We start from the raw sequence: 18,196 nt of genomic DNA, 5'->3' as shown, positions 1-18,196 counted from the left end.
CAACGGACCCGTCATTTGTAGCAAACCCCGGTCTATCTGGAACCCGTTGCTGGTCAGGCGGTTACGCGGTGTTGCGTTTTACCGCCATGGCTCTAGCTTCCACGCCACGGGGCGCGGGGGGCGAACATCACATGGGTATTGCGTGGCTGGAATGGCTCGCGCTGCTTGAGCGCGAGCTGCTGCTGTTTGCCGGAACCTTCTTTCTCCTCGGCGCGATCGATGAACTGTGCGTCGATGCCGCCTGGATCCGGCTGAAGCTGACGGGGCGGGCGAAGACGGCCCGGATTTCCCGCGCACTTGCGTGCGAGGCGTCGCTTTCCGGACCGGCCGCGGTCCTCGTCCCGACGTGGCAGGAAGACCGTGTGATCGACCGGACGATCGAGCACATGCTCGCTGCCTGGCCGCAAGCCGAGCTGCGAATCTTCGTCGGCGTCTACCGCAACGATCCGGCAACTGCCCGTGCGGTGATTCGCGGGGCGCACGGCGATCCTCGTGTGCGGCTGCGGGTCTACGACAAGGACGGGCCGACCACCAAGGCCGACTGCCTCAACCACCTCTACGCCTCCCTGGAAGCGGAAGAGCAGCACACGGGCGTGCCGTTTCGCTCGATCATCCTGCATGACGCGGAAGACATGGTCGATCCGGCCGCTCTTCCGCTGCTCGACACGGCGCTGCACGCGGCGGATTTCGTGCAGATCCCGGTCCTGCCCGAAGCGCAGCCGGCTTCCCGGTGGATCGGCAGCCACTACTGCGAGGAATTCGCCGAGGCGCACGGCAAGTCGATGGTGGTGCGTGAAGCCCTGTCCGTCGGCCTGCCCGCGGCCGGGGTCGGCTGCGCGTTCTCCCGCACGATGATGGGGCGGATGGCCGAACCGGACGGGCTTCCGTTCTCGACCGAAACGCTGACGGAAGACTACGAACTCGGCATGCGGATCAAGGCCGCGGGCGGGCGGGCGCATTTCCTGCGGGCGCGGGGTGAGGACGGGGCGCTGGTCGCGACTCGCGCCTGCTTTCCGATGCGGATCGACCAGGCCGTGCGCCAGAAGGCCCGCTGGATCCACGGCATCTCGCTGCAAGGCTGGGACCGGCTCGGCTGGAGCGGAGGCCTGGGCGAAACCTGGATGCGCCTGCGCGACCGGCGCGGTCCGCTGACCGCCTTCGTTCTGGCGGCCGCTTATGCTCTCCTTCTGCTGGCCGTGGTTCTGTGGACCGCCGAAGCGCTGGGCCATCCCCGTCCCTGGCAGCTGGACCCCGTGATCCGCCTGCTGGTGATCCTGAACTTCGCCAGCTTTGCCTGGCGCGCCGTCTGGCGCTTCGGTTTCACCGCGCGCGAATACGGCTGGAAGGAAGGCGTGCGCGCGGTCCTGCGGATCCCGCTGGCCAACGTGATCGCAATCCTTGCGGGGCGCCGCGCCTTCTTCGCCTACCTGCGCACCTTGCGCGGAGAAAGCGCGAGCTGGGACAAGACCGCCCATCATGCCCTGCCGCCGGCCATGCTTACCCGGCGCGCAGCGTGAGACGGTTCGTCTCGCGCTCTCGCGGGCAGCCGGTGATGGTGCTCGCCGCCCTGCTGGGCGGCTGGGCGCTCGTGCGCGCCGCGACGTGGGAGCCGCTCTTCCCGGCCGGTGTCGCCGTACCCTTGCCGACGCTGGCTTCCGAGCCGATCCGAAGCGTCCCGGCCACGCGTCCGGCCATTCCGATGGAACCGCCGGCGGAAGCCCTTGTGCCGGTGCGTCCCGTGCATCCGGCTCCTTCGGCCCCGCCGCTCGTGCGCACCGCTCCTCCGCTTCCGCAGCGGGCGGTTTCCTATCCCGCGTCCGCTCTCCCGCAGACAGCAGCCTCCGGCGGGGCAGCGCGCGGCAGTCTTCCGGAGGAAGCTGCGCTCCCGACACCGTCGCCAGCCGATCGTGCCGCCCGGCCGCTTCCGCCCGAAGCTCCCGTGGTCCAGCCGCTCATCCCCTCGCTTGCTCCGCAAGCCCGTACCCGCCGCTGGACAGGCGATGCCTGGCTGCTGCTGCGGCGCGACACCACGACTCCGGTCACCTCCGGCCGCCCCGGCTACGGGCGCAGCCAGGCCGGCGCGGTGCTGCGCTACAGCCTTGCCCCGTCCAGCGCGCATCGACCCACCGTGTACACCCGTGTGAGCAAGGCACTGGGCGGGGCGCGGGAAGGGGAACTGGCAGCGGGCCTTGCCGTGCGCCCGATCCCGGCGGTTCCGGTCAGCGTCGCGGCCGAAGCCCGCGCCTTCGACAGTCCCGTGCACCGCGAGATACGGCCCGCCGCCTTCGCGGTGAGCGAACTTCCCTCCGCAAGGCTGCCGCTCGGCTTTCGAGGCGAAGTCTATCTGGCCGGCGGCTATGTCGGCGGGGAAAATGCGACTGCGTTCGCCGATGGACAAGCGCGGGCTGACCGTCCGCTGGCACGCTGGGGGGCAGGCACGCTGCAGGCGGGCGGCGGTGTCTGGGGCGGGGTGCAGGAAGGCGCAGGCCGCCTCGACGTCGGGCCGACGGCCTCGATCGCACTCGGGCTCGGGCGGGTGAACGCGCGCGTCGCGGCGGACTGGCGGTTTCGGGTCGCGGGCAATGCAGAGCCTTCATCCGGACCGGCCTTGACGATTTCGGCCGGTTTCTAGAAGCGGCGCTTTCCTCTCCCCGCGCAGTGGTTTAGGCGCACTTTCATGGACGTATACCTCCCCATCGCGAACCTCGCGGTCAACGGGGTCGTGATCGTCCTTCTCGGAGGGCTGACCGGGCTTCTATCGGGCATCTTCGGCGTTGGCGGCGGGTTCCTGACCACGCCGCTGCTGATCTTCTACGGCGTGCCCCCGACCGTGGCCGCCGCTTCCGCCGCCAGCCAGGTGACCGGGGCCAGCGTGTCCGGAGTGTTCGCCCACAGCCGCAGGGGCGGGGTCGATTACCAGCTCGGCGGAGTGCTGGTTGCCGGCGGCGTGATCGGCGCCATCATCGGAGCGGGCCTGTTTCACTTGCTCGAATCCCTGGGCCAGATCGATACCACGATCGACATCCTTTACGTCCTGATGCTCGGCACGATCGGCGGGCTGATGGCGCGGGAAAGCCTGCAGGCGATCCTCAGCCGCGGCAAGGCGCAGGCCCGCCCGGCCCGGCGGCGGCACCATCCGCTGGTCGCCAGTCTGCCGCTGCGCTGGCGGTTCTACCGCTCGGGGCTCTACATCTCGCCGCTCGCGCCCCTGTTGCTGGGAATAGCGACCGGCATCCTGACGATGCTGATGGGCATCGGCGGCGGCTTCATCCTGGTCCCGGCCATGCTCTACATCCTGGGGATGAGCGCGAACGTGGTGGTCGGAACCTCGCTGTTCCAGATCCTGTTCGTGACCATGGCGACGACCATGATCCACGCGCTGACGACCAAGGAAGTCGATCTGGTGCTGGCGGCCCTGCTGCTGCTCGGCTCCGTCACAGGAGCGCAGCTGGGGGCCCGGTTTGCCCAGAAGGCCAGCCCTGAATACCTGCGGCTGGTGCTGGCCGTGATCGTGCTGTCGGTCGCACTATACATGGCCTTCGGCCTCGGCGTGCGGCCGAGCGAAGTCTATTCGGTGGTGGAGCTGTGAAGGGGCTTGTCACCCGGCTAGGTCTGGCCGCGGCGCTCATGGTCCTGACGGGCGCGCGCGATCCGATCCTCGTGCCCGAAGTGTCGCAGCACGAAGTCCAGGTGCGGCAGGGCTTCACCGGCACGGAATTGCTGCTCTACGGCGCGATCCTCGATCCTGCGGGCAGCCGGGCAGGGGAAAGCTACGACATCGTCGTAGTGCTGAAAGGTCCGACCGAGGCGATCCGCGTGCGGGAGAAGGACAAGGTGTTCGGCATCTGGGTCAACGCGGAAAGCACCGCGTTCCGCTCGGCGCCGTCCTTCTTCGCGGTCGCCAGTTCCCGCCCGATCGACCGGATCGTGGATGAGCGGACCGCCGCGATCTACGAACTCGGGCTCGATTACCTGCAGCTGTCCCCCAGCGGCGCGATCGACCCGGAAGAGCAGGCGCGGTTCACCGCCGGACTGGTCGACCTGCGCCAGCGGCAGGGCTTGTACCAGCAGGACCCGGGCGGCGTGGAGATCAGCGGGCAAGTGCTCTACACCGCCCGGATTGCGCTGCCTTCGAACGTGCGGACGGGAACCTACACCGCCGAAACGTTCGCGATTACGCAAGGGCGCGTGGTTAGCTCCGCCACGGCAAAGGTGGAAGTGCGCAAGCTGGGGTTCGAACGCTTCATCGCCAGCTTCGCGCAGGATCAGCCGCTGGGCTACGGCCTCTTGGCGGTTTGCCTGTCGGTCGCGATGGGGTGGACCGCCGGGCGCTTGTTCGCCCGGGTCTGATTACACGTTCGGCGCGAGCCGACCCGCCGGGTCGCCGTCGGCGTTCGATTGCTCCTGCGCTTCTTCCTCGCTTTCGGCCATGGCGCCCTTGCGCCAGCCGGAAAAGCGGTAGAACCACCAGCCCAGCACCAGCGCGGCAAACGCGCCGACGGGGAAGGACAGCCAGATCGCGTCCGGGCCCAGCCAGTCGTAAGTCGCGTAGTAGAACCCCAGCCGCACCGGGTAGAGCGCAACCGCGACGATGATCAGCGGCACGATCACCGCGCCGCCTGCGCGCATGGTCGCGGTGAAGACCATGGTCATGCCGAAGAACACGAAGTTCCAGCTCGCCAGCAGCTGTATATGCCGGGCGAGCGGCACCGCGGGGCTGTCCGCTCCAAGGAACAGGCCGAGCGCCGGACGGTCGAACAGCAGCAGGAGCACGGTCAGCACGCCGGTCATGACAAAGTTGATGACCAGCCCGCTTTTCGTCACCTGGTCCAGCTGGTCCCACTTGCGCGCGCCGATGAACTGCGCCGCCATCGCGCTGACAGCGCCGCCGATCGCCATCGCGGGCATCTGGATATAGGTGAACAGCTGCATCGCCGCGGCGTAGGCAGCCGTCATCAGCAGGCCTTCGCGGTTGACCAGGCCGACGACGATCACCCCGGCCGCGGACATGATCAGCATCTGCGCGCCCATCGGGATGCCCTTGGCGATGATGAAGCCGAGTTCCTTGCGCCGGGGGATAAGATAGCCAAGCTCGCTTCCCCGCAGGCGCAGGGGCAAGTCCTTGGCGTAGACATAGACGATCATCGCCAGGAAAGAGGCCATGTTGGCGATGATCGTCGCTACCGCCGACCCGGCAATGCCGAGGCGCGGGAACGGTCCGTAGCCGGAAATCAGCAGCGGATTGAGGATCGCGTCCAGCGCGACCGTAACGACCATGAAGATCAGCGGCGTACGGGAATCCCCAGTGCCTCGCATGCCCATCGTCAGGATTACCAGCACGATCATCGGCGGCATCGATATGAAGATCAGCCGCAAGTACGTCAGCGCGAGGTCATAGGCGTTGCCCGGCGTTTCCAGCAGCGTCAGCAGCGCGGGCGCGGCCAGCCAGCCGATCGCGGCGATGCCTGCGGCCAGCAGCGCGCAGAACCCTACCGCCGTGCCGAACGTGCGCCGTGCTCCGTCGATGTCCCGCGCGCCGTAGCGCTGCCCGATCTTGACCGTGCCCGCCATGCCGAACCCGAAGGCGGCGCTGAACACCAGGAACATGATGATGTTGGCGTTGGCGGTCGCCGCCAGCGCGTCTTCTCCGATCAATCGCCCGACCCAGATGGCGTTGATCGTGCCGTTCAGGGACTGGAGCACGTTGCTGAGCAGCGTCGGCACGCTGAAGATCAACAAGGTCTTGAGGATCGGCCCCTGGGTCAGGTCGCCGCGCATTTTCGAAGGAGGGGCCGCGCTCATGTCCCTCTGGTGTCGCCAAACAGATCGATGTGCAAGCGTTTGGACATAGTCAACCTGTGGAGGACGCAGATTTCCGCCAGCCACTTTTCCCGCTGGCGCAGCGTCTCCGGGTCGATCCCCTCCGCCATCAGGTAGATCCGGTCCCGCGGAATGGCGTAGGCCTCCTGCAAGCCGAGCACTTCGTCGACGTCTTCCGGGGTGGCGATCACGAACTTGAAGAACGCGCGCGGGTCTGCTGACCACGCGCGCAGCCGGTCCGGCACTTGCGCAAGTTCGGCCGGATTGCCCGAATGGCGCAGCTTCGGGGAGACATTGAACTGGTGAACCAGCGGATCGAGCGCGGGCGCGGGCGCGACGGTGCCATTGGTCTCGATCTCGATGCGGATGCCGGGCAGCAGCGCCAGCATCCGGGCGAGGGCAGGGCCTTGCAGCAGCGGCTCTCCGCCGGTCACCACCAGCCGGTCCTGCCCGAACCGGCGGATGCGTTCGGCGGTATCTTCCTCGGACAATGTCACCTGATTGGCCGTGCGTCCAAAGCTTTGCCCGGCCCGGTGCGGCCGCTCATCGCCTTCGAACCGCCAGGTGTAGGCGGTGTCGCACCACTGGCACGCAAGGTTGCAGCGCGACAGGCGCACGAACGCGCAGGGCCGCCCCATCGAAGGGCCCTCGCCCTGAAGGGACGCGAAGATCTCCGGCTCCCCCGGGGCAGTGGTGGCAAGCGTCAGCAAGTCATCCCAGCCGCGCGAGCGCCGCGTCCAGCCGCTCCACGTCCGCCGCATGGGCCGCGTGATCGGCGCGGGCTTTCTCGACGGCCTCCGGCTTCGCCTTTTCGACGAAGGCCGGATTGTCGAGCCGCTTGGCAAGCGAATCGCGTTCCTTTTCGGATGCGGCCTTCGCCTTCGCCAGCCGGGCCTTTTCCGCTCCGATGTCGATCACGCCTTCCAGCGGAACGATCAGCGTGTCGCGCCCCGCCGTCACCTGCATCGCCGCGCCGGCAGGGGCCGACGACAGCTGGATCTGCGACAGACGCGCCAGCCGCTCGATCGCGGCGGCGTTGCTGCCGATCATCGCGCGGGCAAGCTCCGAAGGTTCGGGCAGGAACGCTTCCAGCTTCGCGCCCGGGGCGATGCCCAGCTCGTTCTTGGCGCCCCGGATGGAGGTGGTCAGCGCAATCAGCCATTCGACCTCGGCCTTGGCTTGCGCGTCCACCTGCGCTTCGGCCTGGGGCCACTGCGCCACGATCAGATCATAGGGCCGCGTGCCCAGCGCGTGCCACAGCTCCTCTGTAATGAACGGCATGAACGGGTGAAGCATGACCAGAATCTGATCGAGTGCCCACCCCGCGACGGCCTTGGTCTCATCGTCGATCTGACCCTTGATCAGCTCCAGATACCAGTCGCAGAACGTCGCCCAGACGAAGTGGTAAACCGTGTTCGCCGCCGCGTCGAAGCGCAGATCGGCCATCGCCTTGTCGAGTGCGGCGACGGTCTGCGCCACTTCGCCGACGATCCACGTGTTGACCGCGGTGGTCGCCTTGGGGGCGGCGATCGTGTCGGAGGCGCCGATGCCGTTCGCCTGACAGAACCGGGCGGCATTCCACAGCTTGGTGGCGAAGTTGCGATATCCCTCGACCCGCGACTCATCCATCTTCACGTCGCGGCCCTGGCTTTCCATCGCCGCCATGAAGAACCGCAGGGCGTCGGCCCCGTACTGATCGATTAGGCCCAGCGGATCGACCACGTTGCCCTTGGACTTCGACATCTTGGCCCCGTCCGCCGCGCGGACCAGCCCGTGAAGGTACAGCCGCTTCCACGGCGCTTCGCCAAGGAAATGCATCCCCTGCATCGCCATGCGGGCATCCCAGAAGAACAGGATGTCGAAGCCGGAAATCAGCAAGTCGTTGGGATAGTGCTTCTTCAGCAGCGGTGCGTCGTCCGGCCAGCCGAGCGTGGCAAACGGCCACAGGGCGCTGGAAAACCAGGTGTCGAGCACGTCGGGGTCGCGCGAAAGCGTTACGCCTTCGCCCGCCAGAGCGCGCGCTTCCTCTTCGGTTTCGGCAACGTAGACTTCGCCATCCGGTCCATACCATGCTGGAATCCGGTGCCCCCACCACAGCTGGCGGGAAACGCACCACGGCTGGATGTTCTCCATCCAGTTGAAGAAGGTCTTTTCCCACGACTTCGGGACGATCTCGATCCGCCCGTCGCGCACCGCCTGCATCGGCGCCTGGGCAAGCTTGTGCGCATCGACATACCACTGGTCGGTCAGCCACGGCTCGATCACGACGCCGCCGCGGTCGCCGTAGGGCGTCTGGATCACCCGGTCCTCGACTTGCTCCAGCAGCCCGGCGTCCTCAAGCAGCGCAACCACGCGCTTGCGCACCTCGAACCGGTCGAGGCCGACCAGCTCGTCCGGGATCAGCCCGTCCGCGGTCTGGACCACGCGCGCTTCGGCATCGAGCATGTTGAGCATCTCGGCCGGCGCGAATCCCGCGCGCTTGCCGACCTCGAAGTCGTTGAAGTCATGCCCCGGCGTGATCTTGACCGCGCCCGATCCAAGCTCCGGATCGGCATGTTCGTCAGCCACGATGGGAATTTCGCGCCCGGTGATCGGCAGGCGCACCTTGGCGCCGCGCGCGACGAGGGCGGCGTAGCGTTCATCCGACGGGTGCACCGCCACCGCCATGTCGGCCAGCATCGTCTCGGGCCGGGTGGTGGCGACCATGACATCGCCCGAACCGTCGCTGAGCGGATACTTCAGGTGCCAGAAGTGGCCCTGGACTTCCCGCGTTTCGACCTCAAGGTCGCTGATCGCGGTCTTCAGCTTGGGGTCCCAGTTCACCAGCCGCTTGTCGCGGTAGATCAGCCCCTGGTTGTAGAGATCGACGAACACCTTCACCACGGCGCGGGTGAAGTGCGGGTCCATCGTGAACTGCTCGCGACTCCAGTCCATCGAGCAGCCGAGCCGGCGCAGCTGGCCCGTGATCGTACCGCCCGATTGCTCCTTCCATTCCCACACATGGTCGACGAAAGCCTCGCGGCTCATATCGGTGCGCTTCACGCCCTGGGTCGCGAGGTTGCGCTCCACCACCATCTGCGTCGCGATGCCTGCGTGATCGGTGCCGACCACCCACAGCGCGTCTTTCCCGCGCAGTCGCTCATACCGGACGACGATGTCCTGCAACGTATTGTCCAGCGCGTGGCCGATGTGCAGGGATCCCGTCACGTTCGGCGGCGGGTTCACGATCGTGAACGGCGCGGCGCCGGGCCGGGAAGGACGGAACAGGCCGTTCTCTTCCCAGTGGGAGTACCAGCGCGCCTCGATGGCTGCGGGATCGAATGTCTTGTCCAGGTGCGTGCTCATTTCGGCCTCGGCCTTTGCCAGCCGGCTTGTGGAAGGGCAACTCGTTTGCCTTGCCGGATGCGGATTTTGGCGGCATGGCAGCGACGATGCGCGAGTGGGCCGACTTCAGCTTGCAGGGACAAGGCGGCGACGCGACCGTCGTCGTTGAAGGCCCGCTGCTGGTCTCGACAATCGGCTCGCTCGACCGGAAGCTGCGGACATTCGATCAACCGGTCCAGCGGATCGACTTGTCGGCGGCCGCGGCGGTCGACACGGTCGGCGCGTGGGTGATCCTTCGCTTCGCCCGGGAACACGGGGCTGAGATCGTCGGTGCCAGCGAACAGGCCCAGACCCTGTTCGCCGCCGTGGATGGGGGCGACGCAACCGCGCCGATCAATCCTCCGCGTCCCTCCGCTCCCTACCGGGTGGCCGAAGCGACGGGTCAGTTGGTGGTCGGCTGGGGGCACGGCGTGGTTCGCATCGTGGGCTTCCTCGGCGCGATCGTCGTGGCCATGCTTGGCATTCTCCGTCATCCCTCCCGCTTCCGCGGCCGCGCGCTCGTCCGGCAGATGGAGCTGGTCGGGGTGTCCGCACTCGGCATCGTCGGGTTGATGAGCTTCCTGATCGGCATCGTCGTCGCGCAGCAAGGCGCGGCCCAGCTGCGCCAGTTCGGGGCGGAAATCTACACGATCAACCTGACCGGGCGCCTGACCATGCGCGAACTCGGCGTGCTGATGACCGCGATCATGGTCGCGGGCCGGTCGGGATCGGCGTTCGCCGCCCAGCTCGGCACGATGAAGCTGACCGAGGAAATCGACGCGATGCGCACGATCGGCGTGTCCCCGATGGAAGCGCTGATCATCCCGCGCATCCTCGCCTCGGTGCTGATGATGCCCTTGCTGGGGTTCTATTCGGCCGTGATCGGCATCATCGGCGGGGCGGCGATTGCGGACGCCACGCTGGGCATCCCGTTCCTCACGTTCCTCCTGCGGGTTCGGGAAGTCGTGCCGACGTACGATCTGTGGGTCGGGCTGATCAAGGCGCCGGTCTTCGGCCTGATTGTCGCGCTGGCCGGGTGTTATCAAGGCATGCAGGTAGAAGGCAACGCGGAGCAAGTGGGCCTGCGGACCACGCTGGCCGTGGTCCAGGCGATTTTCATGGTGATCGTGCTCGATGCGTTCTTCGCCATCTTCTTCAGCGAGATCGGCTGGGAATGATCGGGGAGCAGGACGAAGCGCCGGGCGCGGAGCACGAGGTAGCGGACTACGATCCGCGCTATCCGATCGTGATCGAGGGGCTGACCAACCGGTTCGGTACCCATGCGGTGCACAATGAACTCGATCTCACCGTGCGCCGGGGGGAGATCCTTGGCGTGGTCGGCGGGTCGGGCACCGGCAAGTCGGTCCTCATGCGGTCCATCATCGGCCTGCAGCGTCCGGAAACCGGCGTCATTCGCGTCTTCGGGCGGGACATCGTCGCCGCCGAACCGGATGAGGAAATCGGCGTCCGCTCCCGCTGGGGCGTGCTGTTCCAGGGCGGCGCGCTGTTCTCGACCCTGACCGTGGGGGAGAACATCGAGGTCCCGCTGAAGCAGTTCTATCCCGAGCTCGACCGGGAGCTGATGCACGAAATCGCCCGGTTCAAGACGGTGATGAGCGGCCTGCCCGAAGAAGCGGCGAGCAAGTACCCGTCGGAACTTTCGGGCGGGATGAAGAAGCGCGCCGGCCTTGCCCGGGCCTTGGCGCTGGATCCAGAGCTTCTGTTCCTGGATGAACCCACCGCCGGGCTCGACCCGATCGGCGCGGCCAAGTTCGATGAGCTGACTCGCAACCTGACCGATACGCTGGGGCTGACCGTGTTCCTGATCACCCACGATCTCGATACGCTGTACGCGATCTGCGACCGGATCGCGGTCCTGGCGGATGGCAAGGTGATCGCGGTCGGCACGGTTCCCGAACTGCTTGAAAGCGAACATCCCTGGATTCAGGAGTATTTCAACGGCCCGCGCAGCCGCGCCGCCGCGGACAGCAAGCAGAGAAGCGCTGAAAATGCGCGCAGGGCGATAGACAACCCACCACCCGGAAAGGCATAGGCGAGCCGATGGAAACACGCGCCAACTACGTCTGGGTCGGGGTGGTCACGCTCGCGCTGCTTGCGGCACTGGCCTTGTTCGTCGTCTGGCTGGCGCAGCTGGGCGCAGCGAACCGCAAGACCTACGACATCTTCTTCCAGCAGTCGGTCGGCGGCCTCGCCAACGGATCCGACGTCTCGTTTTCCGGGGTTCCGGTCGGCCAGGTGCAGGAAATCGACTTGTGGAAGGCCGATCCCGGGCTGGTCCGGGTGCGGATTGCCGTCAAGCCGGACGTGCCCATCCTGATGGGCACCACGGCGTCGGTTTCCTCCAGCTTCACCGGCGTATCGACGATCAACCTCGACGGGGCAGTCCGCGGCGCGCCCCCGATCACGTGCGAGACCACTTCCTGTCCCGCCGGCGCGCCGCTCATTCCGACAAAGCCCGGCGGCATTGGGGAGATCCTCGCCAGCGCCCCGCTGCTGCTGGAACGGCTGACCACCCTGACGGAGCGGCTGTCGAGCACGCTGTCACCCCAAAACCAGCGGTCGATCACCGGCATCCTCGCCAACACCGAACGGCTGACCGACGGACTGGCGGACACCACGCCCGAACTGCAACGCACGCTTGAACAGACCGATGCGACTTTGGCCCAGCTGCAACAGACGCTCTCGCAAGCCAGCCAGACTTTGGCGACCTTCGATCGGACTCTGAATTCGACCGACCGGCTGATCAACGAGGAAGGGGCGGCCATTTCGGCAGAGCTGCGCCGGACGCTCGGATCGGCGGAGCGGGCAGCCACCGCGCTTGAGACGACCGCCAATGCGGCCCGACCCGGTGCCGAAGGCTTCAGTCGGACCACGCTGCCTGCGGCCGATGCGACCTTACGCGATCTCCAGCGCACCAGCCGCGCGCTGCGCGACCTGACCGACCGGCTCAGCACCCAGGGCGCCAGCTCACTGGTTCGCGGCACCAAGCTGCCGGACTACGAACCGGAACAATGAAGGGTACACGGATGAGCATCACGGCATCGAACAGGCGAAGGGCGACCGCTCTTGCCGCCGCCTTGGCCTTTTCCGCCGCCTTGTCCGGCTGCATCAGCCTTGGCCCGGAACCGCCCGATGCGCTGCTGACGCTGACGCCTGAGCCGGGCCAGATCGCCCCGGCGAACGCAGGGGCCAGCGGATCGGCGGAAAACGCGATTGCGGTGCTCCAGCCCGAATCGGTGCAGCGGCTCAACGTCACGCGGGTGCCGGTGCAAGTGTCACCGTCCGCAATCGCCTACCTTGAGGATGCGACCTGGGTCGACAAGCCGGCCAAGCTGTTCCAGCAGCTTTTGTCGGAAACGATCCGCGCCCGCGCAGATCGGCTGGTGGTCGGTGAAACCGATCTGATGATCCCGCCCCGCACGGTTCTTTCGGGACAGCTGGTGCAGATGGGTTACGACGCGGCTAGCCAGACGGTCACCGTACGGTTCGATGCAATCCTGCAGCAGGCTGGCGGCGAGGTGCGGACCCGCCGGTTCGAAAGCACGCGGACCGGCATCGCGCCCGATGTCGTCGCTATCGGTCCCGCGCTGAACGAGACGGCGAACGAGGTGGCCCGCCAGGTCGCCGAGTGGGTCGCCTGAAAGGGTCTGGAAAAACCGCCTGAGGCTTGGGCGGCTGCCTCAATCTTCCCGGGCCAGCTGCAGAAACCGCGTCGCTGCCCGGAACGCCTCTAGCCGGATCGTGCGGCGCTCCTCAGCCAGCAGATCCCAGCCCCACTGCTCGGCTTGCCAGTCTTCCTCGCAATTCGAGATGGTGAACAGCGCCTCGGGATCGGCGTCCGGTTCCAGCGCAGCCAGCGCCACGGTCAGGGACGCGGCCAGCGAGGCGAGCATCTGCAGCGGGGCGAGGGCAAACGGGTCCTGATCGGAAAGAAGCTCCCGCAGTCGGGCGATGGTTTCGGCGGGCTGGGGCCGGTGGACGATCCCGCTCACCCGTTCGAACCGCAAGCCGTGGCGCTGCTCCATTTCGACAAGCAACGGGTCCCAGCGTTCCTGCTGGCGGCGAAACAGCGGCTCGTCCGGATCGGCGCGATAGCAAAGCGTATCGGTCTCGGCATAGGTCAGCAGCTTTTCGACCGCTTGCGCCTTGTCCGGCGTCACTTCGTCGATTGCGAAATCGGCCAGGTCGCGCAAGGTGAAGCGCGCAGGATCGATTTCCTCACCCTGTTCGCGCCATTCGTCGGCCAGCGCCTCGGCCAGTGCGCGCGTGGGGACCACCTGCGGCGCCCCGCGCTGCGTGCGGATTGCCCGCTCATCGAGCATGACGCGAAATCCCCCGTCAGCCGGGGTGACCGCGACATGCTTGTAAAACCGTTTCATTCAACAGGACTCCGCCAGCGCTTGGCCAGCAAGGTGGGGGCGAGGAACGCGGCTGCAAGGCCGGGCACCAGCAGCAGCCAGCCGATCGCAGGCGGGGCGTCGATCACCTGACGAACGATCAGGATACCGGCCAGCACCATCGCGATCCCGGAAAAGCGCACGGCCTGAATCGTCAGCCAGCGATTACGCGCGACATCGTCGGATACCGGTTCAGGCACGGCAGCGGCTCCCCTTTACGATCGGCCGCGGTTCGCCGGGCCGCCGCTGCGCTGCCGCCGTTCGCCCCGGCGGGCCTTGCGGTATTCCTTCGCGTGCTTGCGAGCAGCCTGCTTCTTCGCTTCCCGGCCGGGGGGAGGCGGGGCCTGGTCGGGCAGCGCGTCGCCAATCGCGGGATCGAAGCCGAGGTTCTCCATGCTCGCGGCGAAATGCTCGGGCAATTCAGCGGTGACGTCAATCTTGCCGTCGGGGCTGTCGATCACCAGCCGCCGGGCGTGGAGATGCATCTTGCGGCTGATCGTGCCGGTGAGGAACGCGTCCTGTCCGCCGTACTTGCCATCGCCCACGATCGGGTGGCCGATCGCTGCCATGTGGACGCGCAGTTGGTGCGTGCGACCGGTCAGCGGGTGAAGCTCGACCCAGGCGGCGCGGTTGCCGGCGCGGTCGACGACGCGATAGCGTGTCTTCGCCGGCTGGCCGTTCTCCTCGTCGACATGCATCTTCTCGCCCCCGGTGCCGGGCTGCTTGGCAAGCGAAGCCTCGATCAGGCCTTCGGACAAGTCGGGCACGCCCACCACCAGCGCCCAGTAAACCTTCTTCGCCGATCGGCCGGAGAACCGCTTGGAGAAAAACGCCGCGCTGCCGGGCGTGCGGGCAACGAGCAGCACGCCGCTGGTGTCCTTGTCCAGCCGGTGGACCAGGCGGGGGCGCGGCTCATCGTCGCCGACATAGGCATCGAGCAGCCCGTCGACGTGGCTGTGCGTCTTGGTGCCGCCTTGGGTCGCGAGACCGGGCGGCTTGTTGAGCACGATCGCGGCGCGGGTTTTCTCGATCACCATCGCCTCGGCGCTGGCGATCTCTTCTTCGGTCAGCGGTTTGCGAGTGCGCGGGGCGGGGGCGGTGTTTTCTCCCCCCGGCGGCACGCGCACGACTTGCCCGGTGGCCAGCCGGTCTTCCGGCTTGGCCCGGCCGCCGTCGACCCGGATCTGCCCGGTCCGCGCCCAGCGGGACACGGTGGCAAAGCCGATCTGCGGCAAGTGCCGCTTGAACCAGCGGTCCAGCCGGATGCCGTCATCGTCGGCAGCGACGGTGAACTGGCGGACCTTGTCGTCCTGTGCCCGATCGTCTTGTTTCGGCGAGTTCATCCTGCAATCCTCATCACGATCAGGCCGATATAAAGCGCGGTCAGCCCCACGAGCAGCGAGATTGCGGCGTACAGGAACGCGAGCGGCCCCTGGCCGCGTTCGATCAGCAGCATCATTTCCAGGCTGAAAGAGGAAAAGGTGGTAAACCCGCCGAGCAGGCCGATCCCCAGGAACAGCCGGGCCTGCTCGTTCCCCGAACCGTACCGGGCAAGGAACCCGGCCAGCAGGCCCATGCCAAGGCTGCCGAGGACATTCGCGGTCAGCGTTGCCCACGGGAATGCGGCAACAGTGCCCGGGCCAAGCCAGCCGGACAGCATCCGGCCAAGCTGGTAGCGCATCAGCGCACCAAGGCCGCCGCCGACCGCAACGTGCAGCGAAGCGAGGAAGGGAGTGGTGGATTCCATCGCCAACGCCTTAGCCGGGCGGGCTGCCGTTCGCAAAGGCCGGATATCCTTGCCTTTGCCCCAGATTTGGCCTAGTGGGCGCCGGTCAGGGCCGATCCGAAAGGGATTCGGTACCTCTTTCGTTGGTTACATGCCGATTCGCGCACGATACCCTTCGGTGTGCGGCAGGCATTTCCAACCGATATTAAACGAATTCGAAAGGTGGCTTACTTTTATGCAGATCGTCGTCCGCGATAACAATGTTGAACAGGCCCTCCGCGCGCTGAAGAAGAAACTGCAGCGGGAAGGCGTGTATCGCGAGATGAAGCTGCGCCGCCACTATGAAAAGCCGAGCGAGAAGCGCGCCCGGGAAAAGGCCGCCGCCGTGCGCCGCGCCCGCAAGCTGGAACGCAAGCGCGCCGAACGCGACGGCGCCAAGTAGGACACGCCTTCGCCCCGCCAGCCGGGGCCTTGGCCGCAGGCATCCATCCCGCTTGAATGCGGCCGAACGATACGCCAAAAGGCGCGGGGTATCCCCCGCGCCTTTCGCGCATCAGGCCAGCTTAACCAGGAATATCCATGACCGAAGTCACCCGCGTCCCGCTTCAACCGATTCGCAGCGGTTCGCTGACCAAGCTGTGGCTCGGCATCGCTCTTGCCGTGTTGCTGGCCGCGGGCCTCGCCTGGGCTGCCGCGCCGGAATACGATCTGCTCGACGGCGGCGTGCGCATCGTCACGCTTGAGGAAGGGGAGGGCGACAGCCCGACCGCCACCGATATCGCGCTGATCGACTACATGGGCACGCTGCCCGACGGCACCGTGTTCGACCAGAACCAGGGCGTGCCGATGGAAGTCAGCGGCGTGGTGCCCGGTTTCGCCACCGCGCTGCAGCACATGCAGCCGGGCGGACGCTACCGCATCGTGATTCCCGCCGATCAGGCCTACGGTGCCCAAGGCAGCGGGCCGATCCCGCCCGACACCGACCTGACATTCGAAGTTCGCCTGCTGGAATTCCGCAGCCGCGAAGAGATCATGCAAATGATGCGGCAGCAGCAGATGATGCAGCAGCTCCAGCAGCAGGGTGCGGTTCCCGGTATGCCTCCGGGCATGGTCCCGGGCGCAGTTCCCGGCGCCGTTCCGGGCATGGGGCAGTAACCGGATGGCGGGCGCTGCAACGGCATCTCCCGCCTTTCCCGAAGCGCCGATCCTGACCGACTGGCCGCTGCGGCCCTGGCTGCTTGCCGGTTTGCTCGGTCTGGCCGGGCTGCTGATCCACTTGTTCAGCAACGGGGAAATCGAATCCCCGATTCGCGCCGCCATGGCCGCGTTCGTCCTGTTCGGCGCGCTGGCGGCCGCATTCACGCTCGACCGGGAAAACTGGCGCGAACCGGCGATCTTCTCGGGCGCGGTCGGCCTGCTGATGGCCGCGCTCGCCGGGTATGCGGTCGCATTCTACGAAGCGCGAGCGAACACGCCGTTCGCCTTTGCCGCCGGGGTTCTCGCCGTCGTGCTGGCCGTGCCGCTGTTCCAGGCCCGCTTCCACCGCATGCGCCTGATGACGCCCTACGCGGCAATCCACTTCCACGTCTGGACCGATGCGGTCAGCGCCGGGGGCGCGTTGCTGTTCACCGGGATCGCGTGGGCCGTGCTGCTGATGCTGGCGGCCTTGTTCGTGCTGCTGCAGATCGACTTGCTGGAAAACCTGCTGGGCCGGGGCTGGTTCGCATGGACGGTCAGCGGGATCGCGTTCGGCGCCGCGCTGGGCGTGCTCCGCAACCAGCTGAAAGTCATCGGGACGTTGCAGGCCGTCGTGCTGCTGGTGCTTTCGCTGCTGGCGGTCCCGCTCGCCTTCGCGCTGGTGCTGTTCCTGCTGGCGACCGCGCTTTCCGGGCCGGAAGTGCTGTGGAGCGCGACCGCCAGCGCCACTCCGATCCTGCTGGTCAGCGCGGCGGGCGCCTTTGTGCTGGCGCATGCGATCGTGCGGCAGGACGATGCGGCGGCCAGTTCCTCCCTCGTCATGCGAATCGCCGGGCTGGCCCTGGTGATCGGAATCCTGCCGCTCAGCGCATTCGCGGCGGCGTCGATGATCGTGCGCGTGACCCAGCATGGCCTGACGCCGGAGCGCTTGTGGGGCCTTGCCGCGATCGTCGTCGCCTGCGCGGTCGGGGTGGGGTGCTGGGTGGCCGTCATCCGCGGGCGGTGGAACGGCTGGCCCGCCGCCTTTCGCCGCGCGACCTTTGAGCTTGTGCTGTTCACGTTTGCGCTGGCGATCCTGCTGGCGCTGCCAATCCTCGATTTCGGTCGAATCGCGACCGCCAGCCAGATCGAGCGGCTCACGTCGGGTGAAGTCGATGCAGAACGGTTCGACTTTTCGGCGCTGCGCTGGGATTTCGGCAACGCAGGCCGGGCGGCGCTGACCCGGCTGGCGGCTTCAGGCGACCCCCGGATCGCCGGCGCGGCCCGGCAGGCGCTGGCGCAGAAGCAGCGCCCGTTCCGCGTGCGAGACGAAGCCGCGGTGGAGCGGCGGCAGCGGCGGGCCAATCTGCGCATCCAGTCGGGCGATCCGCGCCTGCGCGCCGCGGTCGAAGCCTATATCGATGCCCAGCCGTGGGAATGCGTGCGGACGTGCACCGCGCTCGATCTCGGGCCGAGCGCAAAGGGGCGGCGCATCGCGCTGGTGCAGGGGGACCGGGTGGAGCAGCTCGTGCTTCAAGCCGATGGGATCGTGGCCAGCTTGCCGCCGCCGTTGCCGCCGCGGCGGGTGCAAACCGGAGACGAGCCGCGCGTGGAAGTCCGTCCGTTCGATGGGCGGCAGATCTATGTCGACGGCCGCCCGATCGGGGAGCCTTTCAAGTAGCATTCGCTTGAA

Annotated in this window: 18 protein-coding genes; 11 read left to right on the top strand and 7 right to left on the bottom strand. The window is 67.2% G+C overall.

Going from position 1 to position 18,196, the window contains the following annotated elements; all coding sequences use genetic code 11:
* Positions 1-86: 86 nt before the first annotated feature.
* The 4 genes from ELY13_RS01500 to ELY13_RS01485 are packed head-to-tail and all read left to right on the top strand — an operon-like array spanning position 87 to position 4,350.
* Positions 87-1,517, top strand: a complete 1,431-nt coding sequence (locus ELY13_RS01500; protein WP_241233483.1) for a glycosyl transferase family protein — start codon at positions 87-89, stop codon at positions 1,515-1,517.
* Positions 1,514-2,632: a hypothetical protein gene (locus ELY13_RS01495; RefSeq protein WP_241233482.1), complete on the top strand. Its 1,119-nt coding sequence runs from the start codon at positions 1,514-1,516 to the stop codon at positions 2,630-2,632. Before ELY13_RS01500 ends, ELY13_RS01495 begins: the two co-directional genes overlap by 4 nt.
* A 45-nt stretch (positions 2,633-2,677) precedes the next feature.
* Positions 2,678-3,589 carry a sulfite exporter TauE/SafE family protein gene (locus ELY13_RS01490; RefSeq protein WP_126172099.1) on the top strand — a complete coding sequence of 304 codons (912 nt, stop codon included), beginning with the start codon at positions 2,678-2,680 and terminating at the stop codon, positions 3,587-3,589.
* Between the two features lie 38 nt (positions 3,590-3,627).
* The gene (locus ELY13_RS01485; RefSeq protein ID WP_126172240.1) at positions 3,628-4,350 is read left to right on the top strand and encodes a TIGR02186 family protein; all 723 of its coding nucleotides are present in this window, start codon (positions 3,628-3,630) and stop codon (positions 4,348-4,350) included.
* On the opposite strand, the gene ELY13_RS01480 is transcribed toward ELY13_RS01485, so the two are convergent.
* From ELY13_RS01480 to ELY13_RS01470, 3 genes are read right to left on the bottom strand one after another with little or no spacing between them, the layout of a single operon-like run.
* On the bottom strand, positions 4,351-5,802 hold the full coding sequence (locus ELY13_RS01480; protein ID WP_126172098.1) for an MATE family efflux transporter: 1,452 nt from the start codon (positions 5,800-5,802) through the stop codon (positions 4,351-4,353).
* Positions 5,799-6,581, bottom strand: a complete 783-nt coding sequence (locus ELY13_RS01475) for a 7-carboxy-7-deazaguanine synthase QueE (protein ID WP_126172097.1) — start codon at positions 6,579-6,581, stop codon at positions 5,799-5,801. The genes ELY13_RS01480 and ELY13_RS01475 overlap by 4 nt, the downstream gene beginning before the upstream one ends.
* Positions 6,532-9,165: a valine--tRNA ligase gene (locus tag ELY13_RS01470; protein WP_126172096.1), complete on the bottom strand. Its 2,634-nt coding sequence runs from the start codon at positions 9,163-9,165 to the stop codon at positions 6,532-6,534. The genes ELY13_RS01475 and ELY13_RS01470 overlap by 50 nt, the downstream gene beginning before the upstream one ends.
* Positions 9,166-9,251: 86 nt before the next feature.
* Here ELY13_RS01470 and ELY13_RS01465 point away from each other — a divergent pair, with 86 nt between their 5' ends.
* Genes ELY13_RS01465 through ELY13_RS01450 form a run of 4 tightly spaced genes read left to right on the top strand, consistent with a single transcriptional unit; the run spans position 9,252 to position 12,845 of the window.
* On the top strand, positions 9,252-10,361 hold the full coding sequence (locus ELY13_RS01465; protein WP_126172239.1) for an ABC transporter permease: 1,110 nt from the start codon (positions 9,252-9,254) through the stop codon (positions 10,359-10,361).
* Positions 10,358-11,236 carry an ABC transporter ATP-binding protein gene (locus ELY13_RS01460; RefSeq protein ID WP_126172095.1) on the top strand — a complete coding sequence of 293 codons (879 nt, stop codon included), beginning with the start codon at positions 10,358-10,360 and terminating at the stop codon, positions 11,234-11,236. Before ELY13_RS01465 ends, ELY13_RS01460 begins: the two co-directional genes overlap by 4 nt.
* 8 nt (positions 11,237-11,244) lie before the next feature.
* Positions 11,245-12,219 (top strand): MlaD family protein, encoded by a 975-nt coding sequence (locus tag ELY13_RS01455; RefSeq protein ID WP_126172094.1) that lies wholly within the window; start codon positions 11,245-11,247, stop codon positions 12,217-12,219.
* A gap of 11 nt (positions 12,220-12,230) precedes the next feature.
* Positions 12,231-12,845: an ABC-type transport auxiliary lipoprotein family protein gene (locus ELY13_RS01450; RefSeq protein WP_126172093.1), complete on the top strand. Its 615-nt coding sequence runs from the start codon at positions 12,231-12,233 to the stop codon at positions 12,843-12,845.
* Between the two features lie 39 nt (positions 12,846-12,884).
* On the opposite strand, the gene ELY13_RS01445 is transcribed toward ELY13_RS01450, so the two are convergent.
* The 4 genes from ELY13_RS01445 to crcB are packed head-to-tail and all read right to left on the bottom strand — an operon-like array spanning position 12,885 to position 15,348.
* A complete protein-coding gene (locus ELY13_RS01445) occupies positions 12,885-13,583 on the bottom strand; it encodes an ATP12 family chaperone protein (protein ID WP_126172092.1) in 699 nt (232 codons plus the stop codon).
* The gene (locus ELY13_RS01440; RefSeq protein ID WP_126172091.1) at positions 13,580-13,801 is read right to left on the bottom strand and encodes a hypothetical protein; all 222 of its coding nucleotides are present in this window, start codon (positions 13,799-13,801) and stop codon (positions 13,580-13,582) included. The genes ELY13_RS01445 and ELY13_RS01440 overlap by 4 nt, the downstream gene beginning before the upstream one ends.
* A gap of 15 nt (positions 13,802-13,816) precedes the next feature.
* Complete coding sequence (locus ELY13_RS01435; protein WP_126172090.1) at positions 13,817-14,944, bottom strand: RluA family pseudouridine synthase; 1,128 nt, start codon at positions 14,942-14,944, stop codon at positions 13,817-13,819.
* The gene (gene crcB / locus ELY13_RS01430; protein WP_126172089.1) at positions 14,941-15,348 is read right to left on the bottom strand and encodes a fluoride efflux transporter CrcB; all 408 of its coding nucleotides are present in this window, start codon (positions 15,346-15,348) and stop codon (positions 14,941-14,943) included. Before crcB ends, ELY13_RS01435 begins: the two co-directional genes overlap by 4 nt.
* Positions 15,349-15,562: 214 nt before the next feature.
* On the opposite strand from crcB, the gene rpsU reads away from it, so the two are divergent.
* The 3 genes from rpsU (at position 15,563) to ELY13_RS01415 (ending at position 18,184) form a co-directional block, all read left to right on the top strand.
* On the top strand, positions 15,563-15,769 hold the full coding sequence (gene rpsU, locus ELY13_RS01425) for a 30S ribosomal protein S21 (protein WP_126172088.1): 207 nt from the start codon (positions 15,563-15,565) through the stop codon (positions 15,767-15,769).
* A 137-nt stretch (positions 15,770-15,906) separates the two neighbouring features.
* Positions 15,907-16,482 (top strand): FKBP-type peptidyl-prolyl cis-trans isomerase, encoded by a 576-nt coding sequence (locus ELY13_RS01420; protein ID WP_126172087.1) that lies wholly within the window; start codon positions 15,907-15,909, stop codon positions 16,480-16,482.
* A 4-nt stretch (positions 16,483-16,486) separates the two neighbouring features.
* Entirely contained in the window at positions 16,487-18,184 is a 1,698-nt protein-coding gene (locus ELY13_RS01415) for a DUF4153 domain-containing protein (RefSeq protein ID WP_126172086.1), read from the top strand.
* The last annotated feature ends 12 nt before the right edge of the window (positions 18,185-18,196 follow it).

The organism is Altericroceibacterium xinjiangense, from assembly GCF_003958635.1.
In the GTDB taxonomy this organism is placed as follows: Bacteria; Pseudomonadota; Alphaproteobacteria; order Sphingomonadales; family Sphingomonadaceae; genus Altericroceibacterium_A; species Altericroceibacterium_A xinjiangense.
Note: the sequence above shows the minus strand (reverse complement) of the source record. Positions and strands in the feature narration are given on the sequence as shown.